Origin of the sequence: Arsenophonus sp. PmNCSU2021_1 (assembly GCF_036919435.1) — a bacterium.
Taxonomy (GTDB): domain Bacteria; phylum Pseudomonadota; class Gammaproteobacteria; order Enterobacterales; family Enterobacteriaceae; genus Arsenophonus; species Arsenophonus nilaparvatae.
Window position 1 is genome coordinate 134,886 of the sequence record NZ_JAZHPL010000007.1, and the last position, 23,579, is coordinate 158,464.

At 36.8% G+C, this 23,579-nt stretch carries 21 protein-coding genes and 7 pseudogenes; 13 read left to right on the forward strand and 15 right to left on the reverse strand.

The genetic code is table 11. The features are described from left to right. Positions 1-33 precede the first annotated feature (33 nt). The 6 genes and pseudogenes from V3224_RS18115 (at position 34) to V3224_RS18135 (ending at position 4,427) form a co-directional block, all read left to right on the forward strand. Positions 34-723 (forward strand): fimbrial biogenesis chaperone, encoded by a 690-nt coding sequence (locus tag V3224_RS18115; protein ID WP_334472158.1) that lies wholly within the window; start codon positions 34-36, stop codon positions 721-723. Beyond that, positions 707-1,414, forward strand: coding sequence for a FimD/PapC N-terminal domain-containing protein (locus tag V3224_RS18120; RefSeq protein ID WP_334472159.1), 708 nt, complete (start codon positions 707-709; stop codon positions 1,412-1,414). The genes V3224_RS18115 and V3224_RS18120 overlap by 17 nt, the downstream gene beginning before the upstream one ends. After that, positions 1,321-2,262 (forward strand): fimbria/pilus outer membrane usher protein, encoded by a 942-nt coding sequence (locus tag V3224_RS18125; RefSeq protein ID WP_334472279.1) that lies wholly within the window; start codon positions 1,321-1,323, stop codon positions 2,260-2,262. The genes V3224_RS18120 and V3224_RS18125 overlap by 94 nt, the downstream gene beginning before the upstream one ends. Before the next feature lie 137 nt (positions 2,263-2,399). Further along, positions 2,400-3,080, forward strand: a pseudogene (locus V3224_RS30155) (fimbria/pilus outer membrane usher protein); the annotation flags it as partial. A 9-nt stretch (positions 3,081-3,089) separates the two neighbouring features. Then, positions 3,090-3,860, forward strand: a pseudogene (locus V3224_RS30160) (IS701 family transposase); the annotation flags it as partial. Positions 3,861-3,875: 15 nt separating this feature from the next. Then, positions 3,876-4,427 carry a fimbrial protein gene (locus V3224_RS18135; RefSeq protein WP_334472161.1) on the forward strand — a complete coding sequence of 184 codons (552 nt, stop codon included), beginning with the start codon at positions 3,876-3,878 and terminating at the stop codon, positions 4,425-4,427. A 28-nt stretch (positions 4,428-4,455) separates the two neighbouring features. Here the strand turns inward: V3224_RS18135 and hrpA are convergent, their stop codons facing one another. The 5 genes from hrpA to V3224_RS18160 form a co-directional block, all read right to left on the reverse strand. Continuing rightward, complete coding sequence (gene hrpA / locus V3224_RS18140) at positions 4,456-8,358, reverse strand: ATP-dependent RNA helicase HrpA (RefSeq protein ID WP_334472162.1); 3,903 nt, start codon at positions 8,356-8,358, stop codon at positions 4,456-4,458. Positions 8,359-8,465: 107 nt separating this feature from the next. Further along, positions 8,466-8,798, reverse strand: a complete 333-nt coding sequence (locus V3224_RS18145) for a YdbL family protein (protein WP_334472280.1) — start codon at positions 8,796-8,798, stop codon at positions 8,466-8,468. Between the two features lie 11 nt (positions 8,799-8,809). Continuing rightward, on the reverse strand, positions 8,810-9,010 hold the full coding sequence (locus V3224_RS18150; RefSeq protein ID WP_442890717.1) for a YnbE family lipoprotein: 201 nt from the start codon (positions 9,008-9,010) through the stop codon (positions 8,810-8,812). Next, entirely contained in the window at positions 9,003-10,325 is a 1,323-nt protein-coding gene (locus V3224_RS18155) for an intermembrane phospholipid transport protein YdbH family protein (RefSeq protein ID WP_442890674.1), read from the reverse strand. The genes V3224_RS18150 and V3224_RS18155 overlap by 8 nt, the downstream gene beginning before the upstream one ends. Further along, complete coding sequence (locus V3224_RS18160) at positions 10,223-11,599, reverse strand: intermembrane phospholipid transport protein YdbH family protein (RefSeq protein ID WP_334472165.1); 1,377 nt, start codon at positions 11,597-11,599, stop codon at positions 10,223-10,225. Before V3224_RS18160 ends, V3224_RS18155 begins: the two co-directional genes overlap by 103 nt. A 252-nt stretch (positions 11,600-11,851) precedes the next feature. On the opposite strand from V3224_RS18160, the pseudogene V3224_RS18165 reads away from it, so the two are divergent. From V3224_RS18165 to V3224_RS18180, 3 pseudogenes are all read left to right on the forward strand, one after another. After that, positions 11,852-12,520 (forward strand): annotated as a pseudogene (locus V3224_RS18165) (NAD(P)-dependent oxidoreductase); the annotation flags it as partial. 71 nt (positions 12,521-12,591) lie between these two features. Next, positions 12,592-13,565 (forward strand): annotated as a pseudogene (locus V3224_RS18175) (IS701 family transposase). A gap of 18 nt (positions 13,566-13,583) precedes the next feature. Further along, a pseudogene (locus V3224_RS18180) lies at positions 13,584-13,916 on the forward strand (NAD(P)-dependent oxidoreductase); the annotation flags it as partial. 288 nt (positions 13,917-14,204) lie between these two features. Here V3224_RS18180 and V3224_RS18185 read toward each other — a convergent pair. The 6 genes and pseudogenes from V3224_RS18185 to V3224_RS18210 form a co-directional block, all read right to left on the reverse strand. After that, positions 14,205-14,657 (reverse strand): GNAT family N-acetyltransferase, encoded by a 453-nt coding sequence (locus tag V3224_RS18185; RefSeq protein ID WP_334472167.1) that lies wholly within the window; start codon positions 14,655-14,657, stop codon positions 14,205-14,207. A gap of 14 nt (positions 14,658-14,671) precedes the next feature. After that, on the reverse strand, positions 14,672-15,103 hold the full coding sequence (locus V3224_RS18190; RefSeq protein WP_334472168.1) for a YcgN family cysteine cluster protein: 432 nt from the start codon (positions 15,101-15,103) through the stop codon (positions 14,672-14,674). 20 nt (positions 15,104-15,123) lie between these two features. Continuing rightward, a complete protein-coding gene (locus V3224_RS18195; protein ID WP_032115882.1) occupies positions 15,124-15,783 on the reverse strand; it encodes a fumarylacetoacetate hydrolase family protein in 660 nt (219 codons plus the stop codon). 41 nt (positions 15,784-15,824) lie between these two features. Next, a complete protein-coding gene (locus tag V3224_RS18200; protein ID WP_334472169.1) occupies positions 15,825-16,661 on the reverse strand; it encodes a lytic murein transglycosylase in 837 nt (278 codons plus the stop codon). Positions 16,662-16,807: 146 nt separating this feature from the next. Continuing rightward, a complete protein-coding gene (locus V3224_RS30165) occupies positions 16,808-17,104 on the reverse strand; it encodes a hypothetical protein (protein WP_442890677.1) in 297 nt (98 codons plus the stop codon). Between the two features lie 37 nt (positions 17,105-17,141). Next, positions 17,142-17,443: pseudogene (locus tag V3224_RS18210) on the reverse strand (YcgL domain-containing protein). A 134-nt stretch (positions 17,444-17,577) separates the two neighbouring features. Here V3224_RS18210 and minC point away from each other — a divergent pair. The 3 genes from minC to minE are packed head-to-tail and all read left to right on the forward strand — an operon-like array spanning position 17,578 to position 19,384. Then, positions 17,578-18,264 carry a septum site-determining protein MinC gene (gene minC, locus V3224_RS18215; protein WP_334472281.1) on the forward strand — a complete coding sequence of 229 codons (687 nt, stop codon included), beginning with the start codon at positions 17,578-17,580 and terminating at the stop codon, positions 18,262-18,264. A gap of 22 nt (positions 18,265-18,286) precedes the next feature. Next, a complete protein-coding gene (gene minD / locus V3224_RS18220) occupies positions 18,287-19,099 on the forward strand; it encodes a septum site-determining protein MinD (RefSeq protein ID WP_334472170.1) in 813 nt (270 codons plus the stop codon). A gap of 3 nt (positions 19,100-19,102) precedes the next feature. Next, complete coding sequence (gene minE / locus V3224_RS18225) at positions 19,103-19,384, forward strand: cell division topological specificity factor MinE (RefSeq protein WP_334472171.1); 282 nt, start codon at positions 19,103-19,105, stop codon at positions 19,382-19,384. Positions 19,385-19,443: 59 nt separating this feature from the next. On the opposite strand, the gene V3224_RS18230 is transcribed toward minE, so the two are convergent. Together V3224_RS18230 and V3224_RS18235 are read right to left on the reverse strand one after the other, a co-directional pair. Then, on the reverse strand, positions 19,444-19,881 hold the full coding sequence (locus V3224_RS18230) for a hypothetical protein (RefSeq protein ID WP_334472172.1): 438 nt from the start codon (positions 19,879-19,881) through the stop codon (positions 19,444-19,446). 17 nt (positions 19,882-19,898) lie between these two features. Then, on the reverse strand, positions 19,899-20,417 hold the full coding sequence (locus V3224_RS18235) for a two-partner secretion domain-containing protein (RefSeq protein ID WP_334472282.1): 519 nt from the start codon (positions 20,415-20,417) through the stop codon (positions 19,899-19,901). Positions 20,418-20,493: 76 nt separating this feature from the next. Between V3224_RS18235 and V3224_RS18240 the strand changes: the two genes are divergently transcribed. Further along, the gene (locus tag V3224_RS18240) at positions 20,494-21,366 is read left to right on the forward strand and encodes an IS982 family transposase (RefSeq protein ID WP_334467716.1); all 873 of its coding nucleotides are present in this window, start codon (positions 20,494-20,496) and stop codon (positions 21,364-21,366) included. Between the two features lie 452 nt (positions 21,367-21,818). Here V3224_RS18240 and rnd read toward each other — a convergent pair. Then, positions 21,819-22,948 (reverse strand): annotated as a pseudogene (gene rnd / locus V3224_RS18245) (ribonuclease D). A gap of 69 nt (positions 22,949-23,017) precedes the next feature. After that, positions 23,018-23,374, reverse strand: coding sequence for an AMP-binding enzyme (locus V3224_RS18250; protein WP_442890680.1), 357 nt, complete (start codon positions 23,372-23,374; stop codon positions 23,018-23,020). Positions 23,375-23,579: the final 205 nt, after the last annotated feature.

The window sequence follows — 23,579 nt, forward strand, 5'->3', positions numbered from 1 at the left end:
TTTTTTATTGTTCCGATCTTACGAGATAAAAAGATGCGATATTTTTTATTATCATTAATTATGGCCATGTTTTCTTCGTTATCATTTGCTAATGTGATTATCGGAGGTACCCGCGTTATTTATCCTTCTGATATGCGTGAAGTTTCTATTGCAATAAACAATTTAGACAAAGAGACTTTATTTTTAATTCAATCATGGGTTGAAGACGAAAATGGTAATAAGGTAGATGATTTTATTATAACACCACCTTTATTCAAATTATTGCCAAAAAAAGAAAATAAAATAAGAATTATAAATTCAACGAATAAATTACCAAATGATAGAGAGACTGTCTATTGGTTAAATATAAAATCAATTCCAGCATTGAAAAAAAGCGACCAAAACCGCTTAAGCATTATATTAAAATCACGAATTAAACTTTTTTATCGTCCTAAAGAAATAATTACAGAATTGGCTGAAACATATAAAAAAATAGAGTTCAAACGACTAAACAAACAACTTATTGTTCATAATCCTACTGCATTTTATATTAATTTTAATTCGATAAAATTAGGAAACTTTAAAATTGAATCGCCTGGTATGTTGCCACCTTACAGCCAGAAAAAATGGCCAATTAAGCAACATGGTAATAACAAAATTGACTGGTCATATATCAATGATTACGGTGCTGTTATCGAAACACATACCCTATTAAATGATAATAATGATGAATATAAAAAATAGAATTAAATATTACACTTCTCCAATCTACTTTAGTCTATTATTTAATATTTCATTTAATTTGCATGCTAAAAATGATGACTATTATTTTGATTTGGAGGCAATAGAATATGATAAAAAATCGCCCATTAATCTTACTCACTTTCTGAAAGATGAAAATCAATTACCTGGTGTATATAGAGTTGATGTTTTTCTTAACAACAAAAATGTAGCCACCCAAGATATTACTTTTATCAATGATGAACAAGGTAAGCTCTACCCTGTTGTCAATAGTAGTATATTAAATAGCTGGGGAATTGATGCTAATTTTATTAAGCAAAAAATTATCGATCAATTAGCTAACGATACCATGATTGATTTTTGGCAACAAAATAAACTAGCGATTAGTGCTGAATTTGATTTTCATCAGCAAAGTTTATATCTCACTTTTCCACAAATAGCAGTTATAAAAAACCAACAGGTATCATCATTGCAATCAGGGGTGCCAGTATTTTTTGTTAATTATCGTTATCAGGGTGCCAATACATGGATAAAAAAAGTACTGATAAGCAAAATCATTTTATTGGCTTGCTCATCGGCGCTAACTGGCAAGCCTGGCAATTGCGCCATTATGGTAGCTACTCTTCTCATTATCGATGGCAAAATTATCGCACCACGCTTTCCCGTGATATTCATGCAATCCATAGCCAATTAAATCTCGGTGAAAATTATACCTCTTCAATACTGTTTGCTCGCTTTCAATTTAAAGGCTTACAATTACAAAGTGACGATAGCATGGTACCCGACAACGCCAAAGGTTACGCTCCAGTGATCCATGCTATTGCCGAAACATATGCAACTGTCACTGTATTGCAAAATAATATTCCCATCTATCAAACTTATGTGCCGCCGGGCCCTTTTGTCATTAACGATCTGCTTCCCTCTTATTCTAACGATAAACTTAAGATAATTATTGATGAAAGTAATGGTAAACAAAGAATAATTTATCAACCCTACGCAACTTTACCCAATATACTACGGGTTGGTCGTTTTCGCTATGCACTTAATCTTGGGCAATATTCCCCCTCGAAGATCAATGCCTATAAAGCCAAATTTATACAGTTTGATTATCAATATGGTTTATCAAATTACCTAACTCATTATGGTGGAATTATTATTGCCAACAATTATTGTTCAAATGCGTTAGGATTTGGTGTTAATGTCGGTCAACTGGCTGCTGTTACTTTCGATGCTAGCTATGCAAAAGCAAAGGAAGTAATAGGTTCATATGACGGAGGTTACGCCTATCGTTTTCAATACGGCAAGTATTTTTCTACCACCAGTACCCAATTAACGTTAGCAGGCTACCGATATAGTGAAAAAGACTTCTTAACATTTAGTCAAGCTAATCAACTTAAAAATGCCTCTTTTCCGCTTTATTACCACGCTAAGAAAAGCCAATTGCAATTTAATATTAGGCAATCTTTAGCTAGTTGGGGTACTCTATATTTCACGAGTTTCGCACGGGCATATAAAATTCTAGAAATGGCTTCAGAACAATAATTAATCTGTAACTTGCTAAGACGTATAAATTTACTTAAATTACAATAAGTTATTTTTAATTTATAAGGTTTTGTCTATTTATATATTATGCTGAATTAAACTTAAAAATAGAGCGTTTTTTTATTGGTGCGAAACTCGTGTATTTATCAGCTTATCAGAAAAACTATTGGAACTATGATGATAAAGAAGCAAGCTACTCGATTAATTATAGTTCTCGGATCTGGGACTTAGATTATACAATCAACTATAGCTATACTAAGTCCAGACGAGAACAATCAGCTGATCAGATCCTGTCTATCAACTTGCAAATTCCCTTTAAGCGATGGTTAAAGCGAACCTGGGGAAGCTATGGTATACAAAATAGCTTTAATCAGCGTCTTCTTCAGCAAATAAATATTCACCACTCTCCATTTGCTGATGAAAGCTTATTTTTAACCCTTCAACAAAACTATGAACGACAGTATGAAAATCATACTAATTCTATTAGTAGTGCACTTTATGGCCAATATCGAAATCAATATGCAATCCTCAATTTAGGCTACAATCACGACCCCCATCAAAACCAATTAAATTATGGTCTGCAAGGCAGCTTGGTTGCCCATCCTTATGGATTAACCTTAGCCCAACCTATCGGTGAAACAGCAGCATTAGTGATTGCAAAGGACGCAGTTGAGGTAAAACTAGAAAATCATTCAGGTATAAAAACTGACTATCAAGGTATCGCTATCATTCCCAATATTAGTAGTTATCGGACAAACCAAATTACTCTCGCAACCGAAACACTACCAGATGGTGTTGATATTGAATCTAATATACAAACAGTGACCCCTCTAATTGCCGATGATACATTGATTGCCAAAACACGTAGTAAAAAAATAGTGATGGTCCATTATCAATATTCAGGTAATGAACATGATGTTATTGCTGGCATAGGTTTAGTTAATTTGCTTTGGCATGATCTGACGAAGGTTGAATCAATTCCTATCAATTATCGTATTTATGATAAAGATTCTGATGGAAAAACAAAAAACACGCACTTTTCCGAAATGCTCACTCTTGCTAAAAAAAGAGGGATCATGCCAGAAGCCATAGTGATGGATGCTTGGTATTCTAGCCTGGATAACCTGAAATCAATTCGCTCTCATGGTTGGATCTGGGTAACCACGCTGAGGAAAAATAGGATTGTTAACCATAACAAACAACTGAACAAGTTAGACATCTCAGAAGAAGGAACGTCAATACACTTGCGAGGATATGGTTGGGTAACCGTTTTCAAATTTACAGCCAAAAACGGCCGTATTGATTACATAGTAACAAACAAAGAGAATCCCACCCGTCAATACCTCAAATCTATCATGGATGCCCGTTGGTCTGTTGAAGTTTATCATCGAGAAGTTAAACAAAACTGTGGTATTGAACGCTGTCAGGCTCGCACGAGCCGAGCGCAAAGAAATCATATTTTTCTCGCTATTTCTGCGTGGTTTGAACAACATAAACGTCGTATATCTGAAAAAATAACCCTTTATCAACAAAATTGGGACGTAATCAAAAGTGCTATTACTGAGCAAATCCGTGTTTTATTAGCGTACCCAAATTAGTTTTGTGCGAAACTCGTGTTCTATAGAATCGAAGTGCAACTGATAAAAACAGCTGAACAGGTAGAGGCCTGTGATATTCCCCAACATCAGCTCACTGAAGCAACTATTGGTAATTTACCGATAGTAAATTTCAAATTGAGAAATGTTAAAATTATCGTTCCTAAAGTAAGCTGTTTTATCAATAATAAAGCATTAGAGATAAATTTAGGTCGCCTAAAAACAACTGTTTTTAACGGCATGTATAGTACGGCGAGCAAAAAAACATTTTATCTCGAATTAAGCTGTACTCAACCATCAACAGTTGAAATAAAAATGGAAGGAGATACATTACCGTCAACTGATGATAAAATTTTAGCGTTAAATAAATATAATGCGGCAAAAGGTATTGGCTTACAGATTATATATGAAGATAACCCCATCCAATTCAACCACTGGTTTTCATTAAAAAAAGTGCCTGATATCGAAAGTATTCCACTGCCTTTTTACGCGCAGTATATCCAAGTTGCTGAACGAGTAACACCAGGTCAAGCGAACGCCCTAGTCACTTATCATATTAAATATCATTAAAAAGGGGTGGTAACACCACTTTTTTACCCTACTCTGGCAGTAATGAAATTTGCGCCATTGCCTGTAGAATACGTTTATCTGAAATAGGATAAGGGGTGCCCAGTTGTTGAGCAAATAGGCTTACCCGTAATTCTTCCATCATCCAGTATATTGCTTGTACTTCAGGCAACTTTCTTTGTACGCTAGACCACTTAGCTAACCAACCCTGCCATTGCTGTTTAATATGCTCAATACGCAGCATATGCGCGCGATCACGGTTTGGATCAGCGACTAACTTTTCCAAACGACGCTCTATCGCATTAAGATAACGAATAATATCAGGCAGTTTTTCCCAGCCATGAGATGTAACAAAACCTTTAAATATTAATCCACTAAGTTGGGTTTTAATATCAGAAAATGGCAGTGCCAAATGAATGTCGACCCGGCCTTTTAAACGCTTATTAATTGCAAATACACGAGTTAAAATCATTTCAACCTGTTTAGCTATCTCAACCACTACCTCATTAAGCTCAGCACGAACATAAATTTCCAATCGCTGATAATCTTCTGCTGTCCATATCAGCCCACCAAATTGAGCAATTAATTTATCCACTCCACAGCTGATACAATCATCAATTAGCTCAAGAACTTTGCCAAAAGGATTGAAATAAAGCCCGAGTTTGGATTTATTTGGCAATTTTTCATGCAGGTATTTTATCGGTGAAGGAATATTCAGCAGCAATAGTCGCCTTAATCCTTTATTCATCGCCTGTTGCTGCTCTAGTTGAGTTTCAAACATGCGAATTGCAACGCTATTTTTTTCATCCACCAGCGCCGGATAAGCTTTAACCAGATAACTACCACGCTTTTGTTCATAAAGCTGAGGCAAAGTACCAAAATTCCATATGTGTAACCCACTTTGCTCAATACTTTCATTAACAACCGCAGCTAATGTTTGTTGAACTTGCTGTTTTAATTGTATTTTCAACGATGTTAAATCACGGCTTGCGGCAATAGTCTGGTTATTTTCATCGACAATATGAAATGTCATTTTTAAATGATCAGGTAATTGATCCCATTGCCAGGCGTCGGCGTCAATAGTAACACCTGTCATACGACGCAATTCACGGGTTAGACAATCTAACAATTTTCCTTGCGGCGCAGGTATTCTCTCTAAAAATGCTCTAGCATAATTTGGGGTCGGCACAAAGTTACGCCGTAACACTTTAGGTAAGGATTTAATCAGCGCGATAACTAACTCTTCTCGTAATCCCGGTATTTGCCAATCAAAACCTTCATCTTTCACTTGATTGAGTACCGATAGTGGAATATGAACCGTGACGCCATCAACCGCACTACCAGGCTCAAACTGATATGTTAACTGCAATTTAAGCGCATCTTGTTGCCAATAATTGGGGTATTCTGCCAGGCTAACGTTATTAGTTGTTGCCCGCATTAACATATTTTTGTTAAATGTCAGTAGCTCAGGCTGTGTTTTACTCACCACTTTCCACCAACGATCAAAGTGACGGGAAGAGACAACCTGACTACTAATTCGCTGTAGATAAAAATCAAACAGCGTGTCATCGTCAACCACAATATCGCGGCGACGGGATTTATGCTCTAACTCTTCTACTTCAGCTAATAATTTTAAGTTTTGTTGGTAAAAGGTGTGGCTGGTTCGCCAATCACCCTCAACCAATGCATGGCGAATAAAAAGCTCACGACACAATTGCGGATCAATTTTACTGTAATTAACCTGACGGCCAATTACGATAGGTAAACCCAATAGCGTTACACTTTCCGACGCCATAACCGCACCTTGCTTTTTTGACCAGTGCGGCTCGCTGTAATGATATTTGACTAAATGCCCAGCCAGTGGCTCGATCCAGTCAGGTTCGATTATCGCCGCAGTACGTCCCCAAAGCTTATTCGTTTCAACTAATTCTGCCACCATGACCCACTTAGGTGGTTTTTTAAATAAGCCAGAAGCAGGAAAAATCATAAATCGCGCATTTCTGACAGCTAAAAACTCTGCTTTATCAACCCCTTTTTGGCCAATATGAGAAAGCAGACCTGCCAGTAGCGAAATATGAATAGCCTGATAATCAGCAGGTTCGCTATTTACCGCAATACCCAACTCTTTAATCACTTGCCGCAGCTGGCTATAGATGTCCTGCCACTCCCTTAAGCGCATAAAATTAAGTAGATCTTGTTTACATTGCTTACGAAATTGCGCATTGGATAAAATAGTTTGTTGCTGTTTAACAAAATCCCATAAATTTAAATAGGCCAGAAAGTCCGAACGTTTATCGATAAAGCGATGATGCTTTTCATCTGCTATTTGCTGTTTATCAAGTGGCCTTTCACGAGGATCCTGGATAGAAAGCGCGGAACTTATCACCATAATTTCTCGCACACATCCATGCTTTCTGGCCTCTAAAACCATACGTCCCAAACGTGGATCGAGCGGCAGTTGTGCCAACTGACGACCAATTTCAGTCAGTTGATAATCGCCAGCAGTAGCGGTTTTATTAGCAATAGCGTTTAATTCTTCGAGTAATCGAATGCCGTCTTGAATATTACGTTTATCAGGCATTTCAATAAAAGGAAATTGATTAATATCACCTACTCCAATCGCCATCATCTGCAAAATAACCGAAGCCAGATTGGTACGTAAAATTTCAGGATCGGTATACATCGGGCGGGCTAAAAAATCTTCTTCCGAGTACAAACGAATGCAGATCCCTGTAGAGACGCGGCCACAGCGCCCTTTACGCTGTTCAGCCGAAGCTTGTGAAATTGGTTCAATTGGCAAACGCTGTACTTTTGTGCGATAACTATAACGGCTAATGCGCACATAGCCGGTATCTATCACATATTTAATACCAGGAACGGTCAATGAGGTTTCTGCCACATTGGTCGCTAATACGATCCTTCTGCCTGGATGAGATTGAAAAATACGGTTTTGTTCGCTGTTAGACAAACGAGCAAAAAGCGGTAATATTTCGGTATGTTTTAAATTCAGCTTATTTAGTGCTTCGGCTGTATCCCGGATCTCACGCTCACCACTCATAAAAATCAAAATATCGCCAATAGCATGTTGACTTAATTCATCAACCGCATCGATTATGCCATCAAGCTGATCGCGATGACTATCGTTGCTGTCACCACTAATTGGCCGATATCTAACTTCTACTGGATAAGTTCTTCCTGATACCTCAACAATCGGCGCGTGATCAAAATGTTGGGAAAAACGCTCGGGATCGATGGTCGCGGAGGTGATAATAACTTTTAAATCAGGGCGTTTAGGTAATAATTGGCGTAAATAGCCCAGAATAAAATCAATATTTAAGCTGCGTTCATGCGCCTCATCAATAATTATCGTGTCATATTGCAGTAATAATTTATCATTAAGTAATTCTGCTAATAAAATTCCATCTGTCATTAATTTAATGAACGTATTATCACTTACCTGATCATTAAAACGGACTTTATAACCAACAGTACTAACTAAAGGGATATTAAGCTCCTCAGCGATCCTGTTAGCAACTGAGCGCGCAGCCAATCTACGAGGTTGGGTATGACCAATTAAGCCTTTTATCCCTCGGCCAAGCTCTAGACAAATTTTGGGGATCTGGGTTGTTTTGCCCGACCCCGTCTCACCAGCAATAATGACCACTTGATGATCACGGATCGCCTGATAAATTGCCTGTTTTTTCTCAATGACAGAGAGATTTTCTGGATAAATAATTACTGGAAGATCGCTTTGCCGCTGAGCAATTTTTTTCTGCCCGGCAGCAATATCTGTTTTAACTAATTCAATAACCGATTGGCGGGATTTTACATTTTTTATTTTCTTTATCCCTGCCAAGCGTTTTTTTAATACCAATTGATCACGCAATAATAGCTTTCCAATATCAGCATATAATGCTATTAAATCAGAGTTCACGTTTAATTAGACCTTACTGAAGGGGCATATTTGCTGAGTTGACCATCAAAACACGATGTCACTGACACATACTCTTCTTTGCCAAAATAATAGAGTGCTATAGTATCTTATTTTTGTGTCCAGCGACCATTAATACCTAATACATATTCACCTTTTTTCGCACCATCTATTAATTTTTGGCCAGCAATTTTGGCCACTTGCTCAGTTTTAAGTTGATTACTTTGCGCAATTTCAGCATATTTTTGTTCACGAGCCTGATTAATGCTGTTAACCAATGCGTTCACTTCAGCATTATCTTTTGCCACTGCTGCCAGATAACCGGTTAAGGTTTCGCCGACCAGCCCACGCTGCTTAGCTTCGCTAATTGATAAGCTCAAGGCGGAAAAACTGACAACAACACTCATCAATATCAATAAAAAAGGTAAAATATATTTTTTCATCATGTCATTTGTTATCCAAAAAGATCACTATTATTTTTTAGTAACCCCTCAACCTGGAGATCAACTTTAATTTTAATTTCATGTTCAATTTTGACATTCATATTAATATTTATTGGCTTATCGGGTGTTGCCACCTCTAACCGAACACAACTTGTTAATAAAATGCCGCTGATAAGATCAGCATATACCAAATTTGCCTTTTCATTACTGATTTTCACCTTTTTTTAGCGAAATATTTTTTTCTAACCAATCACCTAAATTATTAGCAAATTGTAGACTGCGCCACAATTGAAAGATATTTTCTTGATGGCGATAATTTAATCTAACTTGCCGATTTTTGCTTTCTAAAGGATTAACGCCATGAATTTGAGCATTGAGCGTGATATCCCCCAGATTACTCAGACTAATTTCGGTTTGGCTACGATTTATTTCCAAATAACGTAACCAGGCCATAGCAACTCTAGCAGATAAATTATTTTCACCGATAGAATCCACTAACTCTTTTCCTAATCTTAAGGTAATATTGCCTGAGTTTGCTAGCCACCCTTCTTTCACAATCCAATCCGGGTTATTCAGGAAGAAAGGTAATTGACCACTTATTTTTCCTGACATCGCAACCTGAGTCGTGGTTCTAAGGCGAGTTAATAATTGACTTAAATCTATTCGATCAATAGTGAGTATGGCTGGCTCTATTTGCGGCCAACGTAATTTAGCTAACCGAACAGCGCCGCCTAACAAATCAACATTAACTGCCCGTAACACTAAAGGGAATTTTGCGCTAGCTGGATAATAGCCATAAAGATCAGCCGTTATATTACGCATATCAAACAGACTTTTTACCTGTTTGATCCTAATTTGGATCGGTGACTTGGTCCCCAGCTGCCAGCGACTATTTTGTAAACGCCAGGGTAAAATAAAATCAACTCCATCAACACTACCATCTTTTAACCACAATCCAGCATTAGTAACCGACCAATGGCCACCAGCGATCACCCCTTGGCCTTGCGCCACAGAAAACGCAACTTGAGCATAAAAATTACCTTCTCGCAAGGTGATAGCCAAATCTGCCGGGATCAACGATTGAAATGCTAATACACTCTGATTTTGCCAACGTGCATTTCCTCTTAATCGTATACCATCCCAACGGATAAAAAATGGAATTGGACCTATTTGTTGCGCTGATAGTGCTCCGGATAATTGGAAATCTGCTGGATTGCGACCAGTTACTTTAGCTGTGATCGCGGTTGCTGGTAAAAAGCTCTCTTGACCAAACTGTATTCGATTAGTACGTAAAATAAGCTCACCAGTAAAATTAGCGCGCTTAGCATCACGTTGCCATTTTAAGGGTTTTGATAGCGTTAAACGGGGATGAAACATATTAACCATCTCATACTGAATTTTATCAAATCCGGTATTCAATCTGTTTACCACCAATAAAGAGTTAATCCAGTAACCATCACCGCTAAGATCCCAATTGGCATTAAGGGGGGGGGTAATTGTGCATGGCCCCAATAACGCCATCGCCATTGACCTTGGTCTGGTTTAAAATTATTGGCTTGTCCATCAAAATGTAATTTTACCTTACCCCAATAACTATCAGTTGTATCAGCAATTGCCTGCAAACGCCCAGTTACCCCTTGTGCCGTCAAATAAGTACCCGCTAACGGCAGACGTAATTCATCAAGCATTAATGTTTTATTTATCTTGCCATACATTCTAATTAATGATGATGGTAAAAAAGTAATACGCGGAGAGAGCAATGGACCTGAAATCAGGGTTGGGGTTCGCATATCAATAATCAGATCATTAATTTTAACCTGTCCCATTAATTGAAATGGAATATGGCTATTTAGCCAATCTAATTTACCCTGCTCAATAGTCAGCACCAAATTAGCTTTGCCTTCCCCGCCCGTCGTCAACATATTAGCGCGACCACTAATACGCATATCAGCTAAATTATCACGCCAATTAGCCAGACGAAGATCGATTTTTCCTGATAATAATTGATCACCATTTTGCCAACGCCAGTTTCCTTGCTTAATAGTCAAATACTGGTCATCTAATTGCCAGGGCAAAAAGAGTAATGGCATTTGAGACTGCTGTTCTGTTAGCTGTAAAATCCCTGAGCGATTTGCCCAATTTAATTGCGCAATCACCGGTTTAGTATAGTGATTAGTCGTAAAAATCGCGTCAATTTTTCCCTGTTGGGGAATTAATGTCGAACTCAAGGGTTGCGAGATATTACCGGTTAAATTAACCGTATCTTCATTCAGCCGAAGAAACATATGCTCTATATTGAAATAATCTGCCATGGTTGTTCGTGCCAAAAATTGCACATTTTGTCCTTGATAATCGATGTGCAAGTGATGACTTTGACTTACTTGTAACTGAAGTTTGCCTGCTAAAAATGGCCAAGGATGTAAGACGAGTTGTTCAATTGTTAATTCCATTGACGGGATTGTGGTTAAGATCTGTTTTATATCTATTTCAGATTGTGTAGCTTGATCGTCTGTTAACTGGGATAAGCAATTATTGTCACTCACTAACGATTGAGCATTAATTATCCATTTTGTTGGCCATTTAGTTGCTGAAGAAACCGTTAATTGATCCACCTTGACCCATTCACAGCTGCCTAGTGCAATTTTCATATCGGCTACAACAATCCCTTGGCCGGTGATTTTCGGTAACGTCATTGACAATGTTGCACCTTTGGGTAGCCATAATTGACTGACTCTAGGTAACCAATGCGGGATTGAAAACCAGCTGGTGATAACAATAAAAAACAAGATTATGAATAGCAAAATAATATATTTTATTAATTTAGGCACTCTACTATTCCTTTGTTTTAATTAACCTCATTAAAACCATAATAATGGATCTTTAATATTGATCCATCTTATTAATAGATTTACAACACAACTACATTAGCGATGTTATCAACAAATTTTTATCCATCGATTCATATAATCCTCTATTTGTGCCATTCTATTAACACTAAGCACATTTATCGCTATAGGTGCAAAAGTTACACTCATTTTATATTGGAGCCTCCAATGAAAGTCGTTTCTTATAGTACAAAACAATACGACCGCATTCATTTCGATCAAATCAATAAACAGGGTCATTTTAATTTTGATATCGAGTACTTTGATTTTCCACTCACCCCACAAACTGCTAAAAATGCTGCAGGTGCTGATGCGGTTTGTATATTTGTTAATGATGATGCCAGTCACGCAGTACTTAAAGAGCTTGCAAAGCTGGATGTTAAAATTTTAGCTTTACGTTGCGCCGGATTTAATAATGTCGATTTAGTTGCTGCAAAAAAATTGGCCATTCAAGTTGTGCGCGTACCTGCATATTCTCCTGAGGCTGTTGCTGAACATACAGTGGGTTTAATGCTTTGTCTAAATAGACGTATTCACCGCTCTTACCAACGTACTCGGGATGCCAATTTTTCACTGGAAGGATTAACCGGTTTTAACATGCATAATCGTACTGCTGGCATTATCGGTACCGGTAAAATCGGTTTAGCAACATTACGCATTCTTAAAGGTTTTGGCATGAAACTACTTGCCTATGATCCCTATCCCAGTGAAGCCGCATTAAAGCTTGGTACTGAGTATGTTGATTTAGATGCTTTATTAAAGCATGCCGATATTATTAGCCTCCATTGCCCATTAACAAAAGAAAATCATCATTTACTCAATGAACAATCTTTCAATAACACCAGTTTCGCAATCTCCAAAAAAGAAGTATAAATTTAAAAACAAGAAAAAATCAGGGTGTTCATATTTTGTCGGGTTATCCATGTATTAAAGATATCTATAAAACATTCTTACAAGTAAGCAGTTTAAGATACTCTGGTTTAGCGTTATCAGAAGTAAGCCCATCGCCTTTATCTCATGACACTGTTAGCCGATGGCTAAAAAGTAGATGTTTTAGACCTAAAGACCTATGGCGATTAGTTGAACCTTCTATAGACAAAAAAAGCCCTTGCGTACTAATTGCCGATGATACATTGATTGCCAAAACACGTAGTAAAAAATAGTAATGGTCCATTATCAATATTCAGGTAATGAACATGATGTTATTGCTGGCATAGGTTTAGTTAATTTGCTTTGGCATGATCTGACGAAGGTTGAATCAATTCCTATCAATTATCGTATTTATGATAAAGATTCTGATGGAAAAACAAAAAACACGCACTTTTCCGAAATGCTCACTCTTGCTAAAAAAAGAGGGATCATGCCAGAAGCCGTAGCGATGGATGCTTGGTATTCTAGCCTGGATAACCTGAAATCAATTCGCTCTCATGGTTGGATCTGGGTAAACACGCTGAGGAAAAATAGGATTGTTAACCATAACAAACAACTGAACAAGTTAGACATCTCAGAAGAAGGAACGTCAATACACTTGCGAGGATATGGTTCGGTAACCGTTTTCAAATTTACAGCCAAAAACGGCCGTATTGATTACATAGTAACAAACAAAGAGAATCCCACCCGTCAATACGTCCAATCTATCATGGATGCCCGTTGGTCTGTTGAAGTTTATCATCGAGAAGTTAAACAAAACTGTGGTATTGAACGCTGTCAGGCTCGCACGAGCCGAGCGCAAAGAAATCATATTTTTCTCGCTATTTCTGCGTGGTTTGAACAACATAAACGTCGTATATCTGAAAAAATAACCCTTTATCAACAAAATTGGGACGTAATCAAAAGTGCTATTACTGAGCAAATCCCTGTTTTATTAGCGTACCCAAATTAGTTTTGTGCGAAACTCGTGAATAAAATGAAAGATGGGGTTATGGTGATCAATACCAGCCGCGGCGGTTTAATTGATTCTAATGCAGCAATCGAAGCACTAAAACAACAAAAAGTTAGCGCCTTATGGATGGATGTATACGAAAATGAACGTGAGTTATTTTTTGAGGATAAATCGAATGATGTGATCCAAGATGACGTTTTTCGCCGCTTATCTGCCTGCCATAATGTCCTATTCACTGGACACCAAGCTTTTTTAACCGAAGAAGCGCTCAATAATATTAGCGAAACAACGCTACAAAATATTAAACAGATTGCTCAAGGAGAACCGTGTGCTAATAAAATTGAAGGTTAATCTTTAACATTAAGACAATATTTATTGCTAGGGTTTCTGGCAGCTGATTGCCATGAGTGCTTTAGGGCGCTTATTGCACAAAACTATCGCTAATTAACCAATGAATAATCCAAAATGGAATACCACCAGCAACTGCCGCCAACGGCCTAGTAACTTCCAGTTGTCGATTACTGAATATAACCGCCATAATTGCTAATTGGTTTCTTAGTTAACTTGAGTGAATTAGCCATCACAACGGATACTATTAACCAATTTTAGATGACTAATAAAATAATCAAGTTAATAATATTAATTAATCAACTTTTCCAGTCGTATTTCTCCATTTTGCAAATTTTCAACCGGCAACCAACCCAGTTTTTGATAAAAACCGCAGGCACGACTCGCAGCATCAGTCGTTAACCAAATTTTTTTATATTGTTGAAAAAGAAACGTTTCAGCTTTGGTTAATAAAATTTTGCCGAAACCTTGCCCGGCAAACTCAGGACGAACAAATAAAGCAAAAATGCTGCCTTGTTCCATATCCATCATAGAGAAACCGATAGGATTGCCAGCTATTTCCGCAATCCAGGCACAAGGTGACACAGACAAAATATCGCGTAATGCGTCAGGTGTAATTCCTTTATCAATGAGTTGTTTTTTGGAAAGGTGATTTTCTTTTACACTGGTTCGAATAGCAAAAAGTGATGCAATATCATTAACATTAGCTAATCTGACATGTTGTTCTAAATAATAGTTTTCCATTTTTTTCTCTAGGATCAAAAGGTATTAATAATATGATCTTCCCAATCCATCACCTCAATTTCTCTAACCGCAATATGCCGAACGGATATTTTAGCTTGGTGCATGGCTAATTTTGAACCGGTTTTTAATGGATGCCAGGCTGGCAGCGGTTTTCCTTCAGCAATTAAACGATAAGCACAGGTGTTAGGTAACCAACGGAAGGTAGTCAAATTATCCCTTGTCAATTTGATACAATCTGGTTCATAACGAAATCTTTCTGCATAGTTTTTGCACTGACAGCTTTTAAGATCTAATTGATCACATGCCACGTTGGTGAAATAAATTTCATCGATATCGGCATCCAGTAACTTATGCATACAGCATTGCCCACAACCGTCACATAATGATTCCCACTCTTCATCGGTCATCTGTTCTAACGTTTTGCGCTGCCAAAAAGACTCAGACATATAAAATAAAAATCCTCTTATTAGATAACTCGTGTTTTTAAAATTCGATCATTTAAATGAAGAGTAAGCTCGTCGTTCACTTCTAGTGGGCCAACACCTTTGGGTGTGCCTGTTAAAATAACATCCCCAGGGCGTAAAGTAAAAAAACGCGATATATAACTGATCAAAGGTAATATGGCTGTCAGCATATCGGCGGTGTTTCCTTCCTGCCGTATTTCGTTATTAACCAATAAACTTAAGCTCGCTTTTTGTGGGTCACCAAACTCATGAGCAGCAATAAATCCGGATATTGGGCAAGCACCATCAAAAGCTTTGGATTTTTCCCATGGCTGGCCAGATGTTTTTAATGTTTGCTGTAAATCACGTAAAGTCAAATCAAGTGCCACGGCAAACCCTTTAATTGCTGATTTAATTCTCTCTTGATCATTTTCCTGTTTCAGCGTCGTGCCAATCAAAACAGCTAACTCGATTTCATGATGTACTGTGCCTAGCCCTTTTGGCAACAAAATAGGTTGAGTGATATCACAAAGCGCAGTTTCCGGCTTAATGAAAATGACCGGCTCTTTATGCTGCTTTGCGTTCATTTCTTGCACATGTTCGGCATAATTACTGCCTACACAAACCACTTTATTAGCAGATACATCCAGCAAAGCGCCCTGCCAATCATGGTGTTGATACATAGTCTTACTCTTATTTATTGTTGCTTATACTACTCAATTTATTATATTTGTTGAGCAATACCGTCAGCCATTATACAGACAGATAATGAAAAATAGTAAGAACGATTCCAATGCATAATGGTGCGAAAATTATCGGTCCCCAGATAGATCCTGCCTTGCGGATCTTTTGGAATAATTAACCAAGTCTGTGTAGTTAACGCCAAATTAGCCATCACAGGAACTTCTATGCCAAGCTTTTTCCATTGTTCTACCGATTTTCCTTTTTTCTTTATCCCTGCGAAACCAACATCAAAACCTATTGGTAACTTAACCTGTGTGCCCCAAGGTAAATAAGTTTGCCAACCTTCATACCTAAGGTAATTGGCAATTGAAGCAAAAACATCTGCTTTATTGTGCCAGATATCAATCTGACCTTTACCACTACCATTTATAGCATATTGTAGATAAGAGGTGGGCATAAACTGAGTTTGTCCCATTGCACCGGCCCAAGAGCCTTTTAAACGCTGGTTTTTCGACACATAGCCTTTATCCATAATTTTGAGTGCGGCCATCAGTTGTTTACTAAAAAAAAGTTCTCGGCGGCCATCAAAGGACAAAGTGACTAAGGCGAAAATCACATCTTCTTGCCCTTGGATTTCACCAAATTTACTCTCTAATCCCCAAAGTGCAACAATATATTGCACCGGAATACCAAACCGCTTACTGGTTATATCCAGTTGATGCTTATTATTATGATATTGCTGTATTGCCATGCTAATACGGGATGATGGTAAAACTTTTTGTAAATAATTTTCTAAATTGACGTTAGCACGCTTTTCCGGCTGTCTACGATCTGCGGCCACAATTCGCTGAACAAAACAAATACACGAGTTTTGCACCAATAAAAAAACGCTCTATTTTTAAGTTTAATTCAGCATAATATATAAATAGAAAAAATCTCATAAATTAAAAACAACTTATTGTAATTTAAGTAAATTTATACGTCTTAGTAAGTTACAGGTTAATCATTGTTTTGAAGCCATTTCTAGAATTTTATATGCCCGTGCGAAACTCGTGAAATATTGGCAAAAGCCCTAGCGATCGTTGCTTCACTTATTCCTTGTTGCCTTGCCATTTGCTTTAAATATTGAACATAAGCTGGAAATTGCGCCAAACTACGTTTTTTATGCGGAAATACCTTACTTAAAGAAACTTCACTAGATTGCGCTGCTATTGCTTGCGGTACTGATATCAAGAAAATCACTTTAGGCATCATTGCGATGAGCAAATCACCTATCAATAAGAAACTACCAATTACTGTATAAATAAGTTTGAGTCTCATAGCGATAATCCTCAAAAATTTTTAATTCAGTATTATCTTATTTTTGCTCTGCCAGTAGTTGATTTTCCAATTTGTCAATCAGATAGCGATAATCTTCCATTATATTTTCAACCGGAGGCGGAAACTGGAGATAATAACCAACCTCGATAAGCTCCCGTTTAACCCTATCAATATCAGCATTGGCTAATTTTTTTCGATCTGTCAAACTGAGAGTCATGACAAATCGGGGAGTACCAAATTGCTGTAATAATGGTTTGGGAACGCGGGAAAAATTGTCTTTTTTTCTACAAAAAGATAAGTTTGTTCCTTCTTTGCACTACAATAAATGACACAAAACATTCAATTTAGCTCTTTTTTATTAACACTTTTGACTTGCCTGACTAATTAAGTAACTATAACATAATATTGTATTTCCTTATATCATCGTCCAAAATTCCACTATGGGTCAGTTCAACATGCTGAGTCGAATGCAGATGGCACAATCACCAATCGAACTAAAAGGCAGTAGCTTCACTCTCACCGTTCTTCATATTCATAATGAAGATACTGAAGCTATTAAAAAAGCAATTCAGGAAAAAATTGACCAAGCGCCTGATTTTTTGAGAAATGCCCCTGTTGTCTTCAATGTTGCTGGTCTATTAGATGTAAATACTATTTTATCCTGCTATAAAATTATTAGTCAGGCAGGTTTAAAGATAGTTGGTGTTAGTGGGTGTACCAATACTAAATTGCGCCAGGCTATCACTGATATTTGCCTACCTTTACTTCGTGAAGGTCAAAATCAAAAAACACAAAATAAAAAAACTGCCAATATCGCTACCACTGTACATGGTAAGACGCGTATTATTACCACCCATGTTCGTTCAGGACAACGCATATATGCCGCTAATTGTGATTTAATTGTTAACGCTAATGTTAGTGCTGGTGCTGAATTGATTGCTGATGGCAATATACATATTTATGGCATGATGCGTGGTAGAGTACTTGCTGGCGCATCTGGCGATAATGATTGTCAAATTTACTGTACACACTTACAAGCGGAATTAGTTTCTATTGCTGGACAATTTTGGTTAAGTGAACAAATTCCTGCAGATTTTATCGGGAAAGCAGCTAGACTTTGTTTGGTAAATAATGAATTGACGATTAATAATATCATTTAGACCTTATTACAGGAATGACTTCATGGCACGCATTATTGTTGTAACCTCAGGTAAAGGTGGCGTAGGCAAAACTACTTCCAGCGCAGCCATCGCTACCGGCCTGGCCCAAAGAGGAAAAAAAACCGTTGTGATCGATTTTGATATTGGTCTACGTAACCTCGATTTAATTATGGGATGCGAACGCCGGGTAGTGTATGATTTTGTGAATGTGATCCAAGGTGATACCACACTCAACCAAGCACTTATTAAAGATAAAAGGACTGAAAATCTTCATATACTTCCTGCTTCACAAACGCGTGATAAAGATGCATTAACACGCGAAGGCGTTGAAAAAGTGCTAAATGGACTGAAAAAATTAGATTTCGAATTCATTATCTGCGATTCACCCGCAGGTATCGAAAGTGGTGCATTGATGGCACTTTATTTCGCCGATGAAGCAATTATTACCACCAACCCTGAAGTCTCTTCTGTACGTGATTCAGATCGCATACTCGGTATTATCGCTTCTAAATCACGCCGTGTAGAACGTGGCGAAGAACCCGTCAAGGAGCAACTTTTGCTTACCCGTTATAATCCAGGTCGTGTCACTCATGGTGATATGCTGAGTATGGAAGACGTACTTGAAATTCTGTGTATCCCACTGATTGGTGTGATCCCTGAAGATCAATCCGTTTTACGTTCCTCTAACCAAGGAGAGCCTGTTATTCTCGATGCCAAATCTGATGCAGGCAAAGCATACAGTGACTGCGTTGATCGAATTTTAGGTAAAAACCGCCCTATTCGTTTTATTGAAGAAGAAAAAAAAGGCTTCTTAAAGCGCTTGTTTGGAGGATAAAATATGGTCTTATTAGATTTTTTCCTGTCGAAAAAAAAATCAACGGCCAATATTGCCAAGGAAAGGCTACAAATTATTGTTGCCGAACGCCGACGTAATGACTGTGGGCCGGCTTACCTACCCGCAATGAAACGTGATATTTTAAAGGTCATTTGTAAATACGTCCAAATTGATCCAGAAATGCTCACAGTACAATTTGAACAAAAAAATGATGATATCTCGGTTTTAGAGTTAAATGTAACTTTACCTGAAACGGACGAAAAAAATAAAATAGCTAATTTTTAACACCAAGTGCCCATCAATAATGATGGGCTTGTGCCATAATGACTTAAAAATAAATATTTTCATTGCTTAATTTTAACAATTCCATTTCCTTTGTTTATCATTTCACTAGTAAAAGCATTTCCATTTACAAAATCACCTGTGATTATTTTTCCCCTATTAACAATAAGATAATTTTTCCTGGCTTGCTTTAAGATCTGGTACTCACTTTTTATTTGATTATTAAATTGATAATTTTTTGTTATTCGATTAATGACTTCGCTAATATCTCTTACTTTATAAACATTAAAATAAAATAATGAATTAATATCTATCTCAGCAGCATTTCTAAATGAACCACCTGTTACATAAACATTCATTTCATTAGCACTTAATTGACTACCTTGTTTTATTTGAAATTTTGAATAACCAAAATCATCAACTAACCAAGGTTTAAAATAAGATAAATTTATATGAGCATTTTTATCATTAATATTATTATACTCTATAAAAAACGGCATATTACCTGTTCGATAAGTTATTCTATCTGCTTTAATTTGCGTGTTAGCATTAATAATATTATTATAAGCCGATACCTCAATATCTTTAATATTATTAAAATTAATATTTCCGGAAAAACTAATCGACTTATTGATTGATTTAATTTAATATTATCAATTTTTTCATATAACCCAAGATTAATTTTGCCAGCCAGCAAAGTTACCCGATCAGTGCCAGAAAATGAACAGCTTATGCAACTAATTCCCTGCTGGTTAGCAATCAGAATAGCTGCTTTTGTTCCTAGAATAGCTAATTCTCCCAACAGCCTGGTTTTTTCATTGCTATCAATTTCAGCAATAATCAATTTAGCACTGTACTCAATATTATTATTAAAATAAATCCCTTTTTTGCCTATATCCATTTTGTTAAAAAAAATATGGGATACTCCTTTATTATCAACAAGATTAATATTAATAACTGGTTTATTTTTACTAGTAGAGTCGGATAGTAACCTAACCTGAGTTCGGGATAAGAAATAAAGAGAAAGTCTTGATATTCAAATAGTTGAATGAGCCTGTTTTGTTAAAATACTCTAACAGTCTGGTTAAAGAGTAGAGCATTGTTAAACAATTATGGAAAATCTTACTGAACTTTATTGCCTGATGGATGATTTTTGCAAAGACTTCGAGCCAAAAATGCATGAATATTTGCTGACTAACGGTACTAAGCGTCGTAGACGGTCTACTCAGCTTTCGTTGGCGGAAATGATGACACTGGTTGTGTTGTTTCATCAACTCCGATTCAGGCAATTCAAGGTATTTTATCTCTATTATGTCCGCTTATATCTCCGGAAGGAATTTCCTAACTTGCCATCCTATTCACGCTGTGTAGAGTTACTTCCGCGTAGTGCCTTAGCGTTAACGGCACTGTTTGAGTCAATTAAGGGAAAATGCACGGGGCTATCGGTTGCCGATTCTACTCCGATAGCGGTGTGTGATAACTTACGGATCCGCAGACATAAAGTCTTCAATGGGATAGCTGAACGGGGAAAAAATTCAACAGGTTGGTTCTTTGGTTTCAAGCTTCATGTAATTATCAATCATTTGGGGGAAATACTCAGTTTTCGACTCACACCAGGAAACACCGATGATCGGAAACCATTGCCTGAGCTGACAAAGGATCTTTCTGGTTGTTTGTACGCAGATAAAGGGTATTTATCGGCTTCACTGAAACAGCAACTCAAAACGATGGGAATTAGCCTTATAACGAATATCAAGAAGAAAATGAAGCCTATTAAACAGACTTGTTTCGACAAAGCCATCTTGCGTCATCGTTCTGTCATTGAAACGGTATTTGATGAGTTAAAAAATCTTTGTCAAATAGAGCATACGCGACATCGCTCTCCGGCTAACTTTGTAGTGAATTTATTAGGCGGACTGGTTGCATATTGTTTAATGCCATCTAAACCAAAGATACCTGTTGCAGGTACGTATCTTCAAGTATAATTGATAATGCTTATCCCGAACTCAGGTTAACCTATTTAATTTACTATAGCTTTTATATTTAGTGATACTAGCAGTAGAATTTTTTATATTATTTTCATCAATAATGATATATGTACCATCATCTTTATATTTATTATTTATTATTGATTTTTAATTTTCCGTTGGTAACCTATCTTTTATAAGATGGAGATCATCAGCATAACTATTAAAAATTATTGTTATCGCCATTATAAATATCAGTGTTGTTTTCATTCCAGCCTCGTAATAACCTGGTTATAATAAAATAAAATTATTTATATTGTTATAAAAAATAACTTATTTAAATTAATAGAAAGAGAAACCCAGAAAGAAAAGATATTTTTAATCTCATGTCTCAAGATACAGCTTTAAATTAATTACACTATACCTCAGACAAACTAATTCAAAGATTTATTACAAATCAATGAATTAGTTCAATTAATAAAAAGATAACAAAAAATACATTTTAAAAATAAATCAGCTAACAATATAATTCCAATAATCGCTTTAAAGGAACACTTAATAATTGCCCACGCCAGCCAGCCAGCCAACAAGTCGGGCTTATAGTCTGATTTTTTCAACCCCCAATGGAACGCTAGCAGTTGATTAATCTGACGTCGAGAAGCTAATAACTCTGAATTCAACTCTGCTTGTTCACCAATTTGTTTAGTTAAAGTTTTAACCGCCTTAAATGCCTCTCGATATTGAGGATGATTGATAAGATGATAAAGCAGCTGTGGACAGGCATTTTCCTCAATATCACAACAGTTTGAGACAATTTGCAACGCATCCTGACCATGGCAGCGGATCTCCTGCCCAGTTAAACCAAGAGTATGCAGTTGTGTCAATGAATTAGGCAAATAACGCGCTATTTTCCATAGATGTTCTTATCTAACAATAAAATTGACCGCTAAATCACGCCGTCGAGCCTGATTAAGACGCCAGGCTGCTAATTGTTTAAGACAGGCAAGCTGTTGAGCCCGCAATTGCCAACTATTTTTAATACTTTTATATGCATCTGCGGGTGATAATATCTCTTGTCGACGTAACAAAATCCGCTGGCATTCATCGGTTACCGCCGGTAAATAGCCTAATTGATTAATCAACGACAGTAGTTTTTCGGCTAAAGATAATAAAAAAACACATCAGCGGCCGCATAAGCCAATCTGTTCTTGATTCACTCTTATCTAACGTAATCGTTAAATATTCATTCACTAAGCTTGCAAACCCGCTAGAAATGTGCTGCCATAATCTGGGTATCTAACATCGGCTGTGGAACACAAGCCAAATGATGTAAAAATACTTCTATATCTTCACTACCAGCATGCAAGATTTTAGTCACTTTGCCATCTGTTAATAAATTTCTAAACGGCTCCATATTAGTAATGGCAATAGGATCAATTAATGACAGTTGCTCACCGTCATATAGCTGAATAAGACCAAACTGTGGATAATAAGTTTTTACTCGTACAAATTCTGTATCTAAAGCTATTTTGTTAGCCTTCGCTGCTGCTTGACAAACTTTCTTAAGTTGAGCATCTGTGGTAATCAACTGATAATTCAAAACGTCTTTCTCTTTGTGATTTATTTTTAACAACATCACTCTTGGCCGCCATTTTAGCGATGCTGTTTATCAAAATTTACTATCTAATGTTTGTGTTACTTGATGATTTTCTGTCGCTGTCAGATATTTTTTCTGCTCTTCTTCTCTTAATTGTCGTCGTAAAATTTTACCTACATTCGATTTAGGTAACTCAGAGCGAAACTCAAAAAACTTAGGCACTTTATAGGCAGTCAAATATTGACGGCAATAAATTTTTAATTCTTCAGCAGTCAAAGCAGGATCAGTCGATACCACAAAGACTTTGACCGCTTCACCAGTATTTTCATCTACCACACCAATTGCTGCATTTTCAATGACTTTGGGATGATTAGAGATAACTTCTTCAATTTCACTCGGGTATACATTAAAACCAGAAACTAAAATCATATCTTTTTTGCGATCAACAATTTTAATAAAGCCTTTTTCATCGATCTTGGCAATATCACCGGTCGCTAACCAACCATCTCACGAGTTTCGCACCAATAAAAAAACGCTCTATTTTTAAGTTTAATTCAGCATAATATATAAATAGATAAAACCTTATAAATCAAATACAACTTATTGTAATTTAAGAAAATTCATGTGTTTTAGT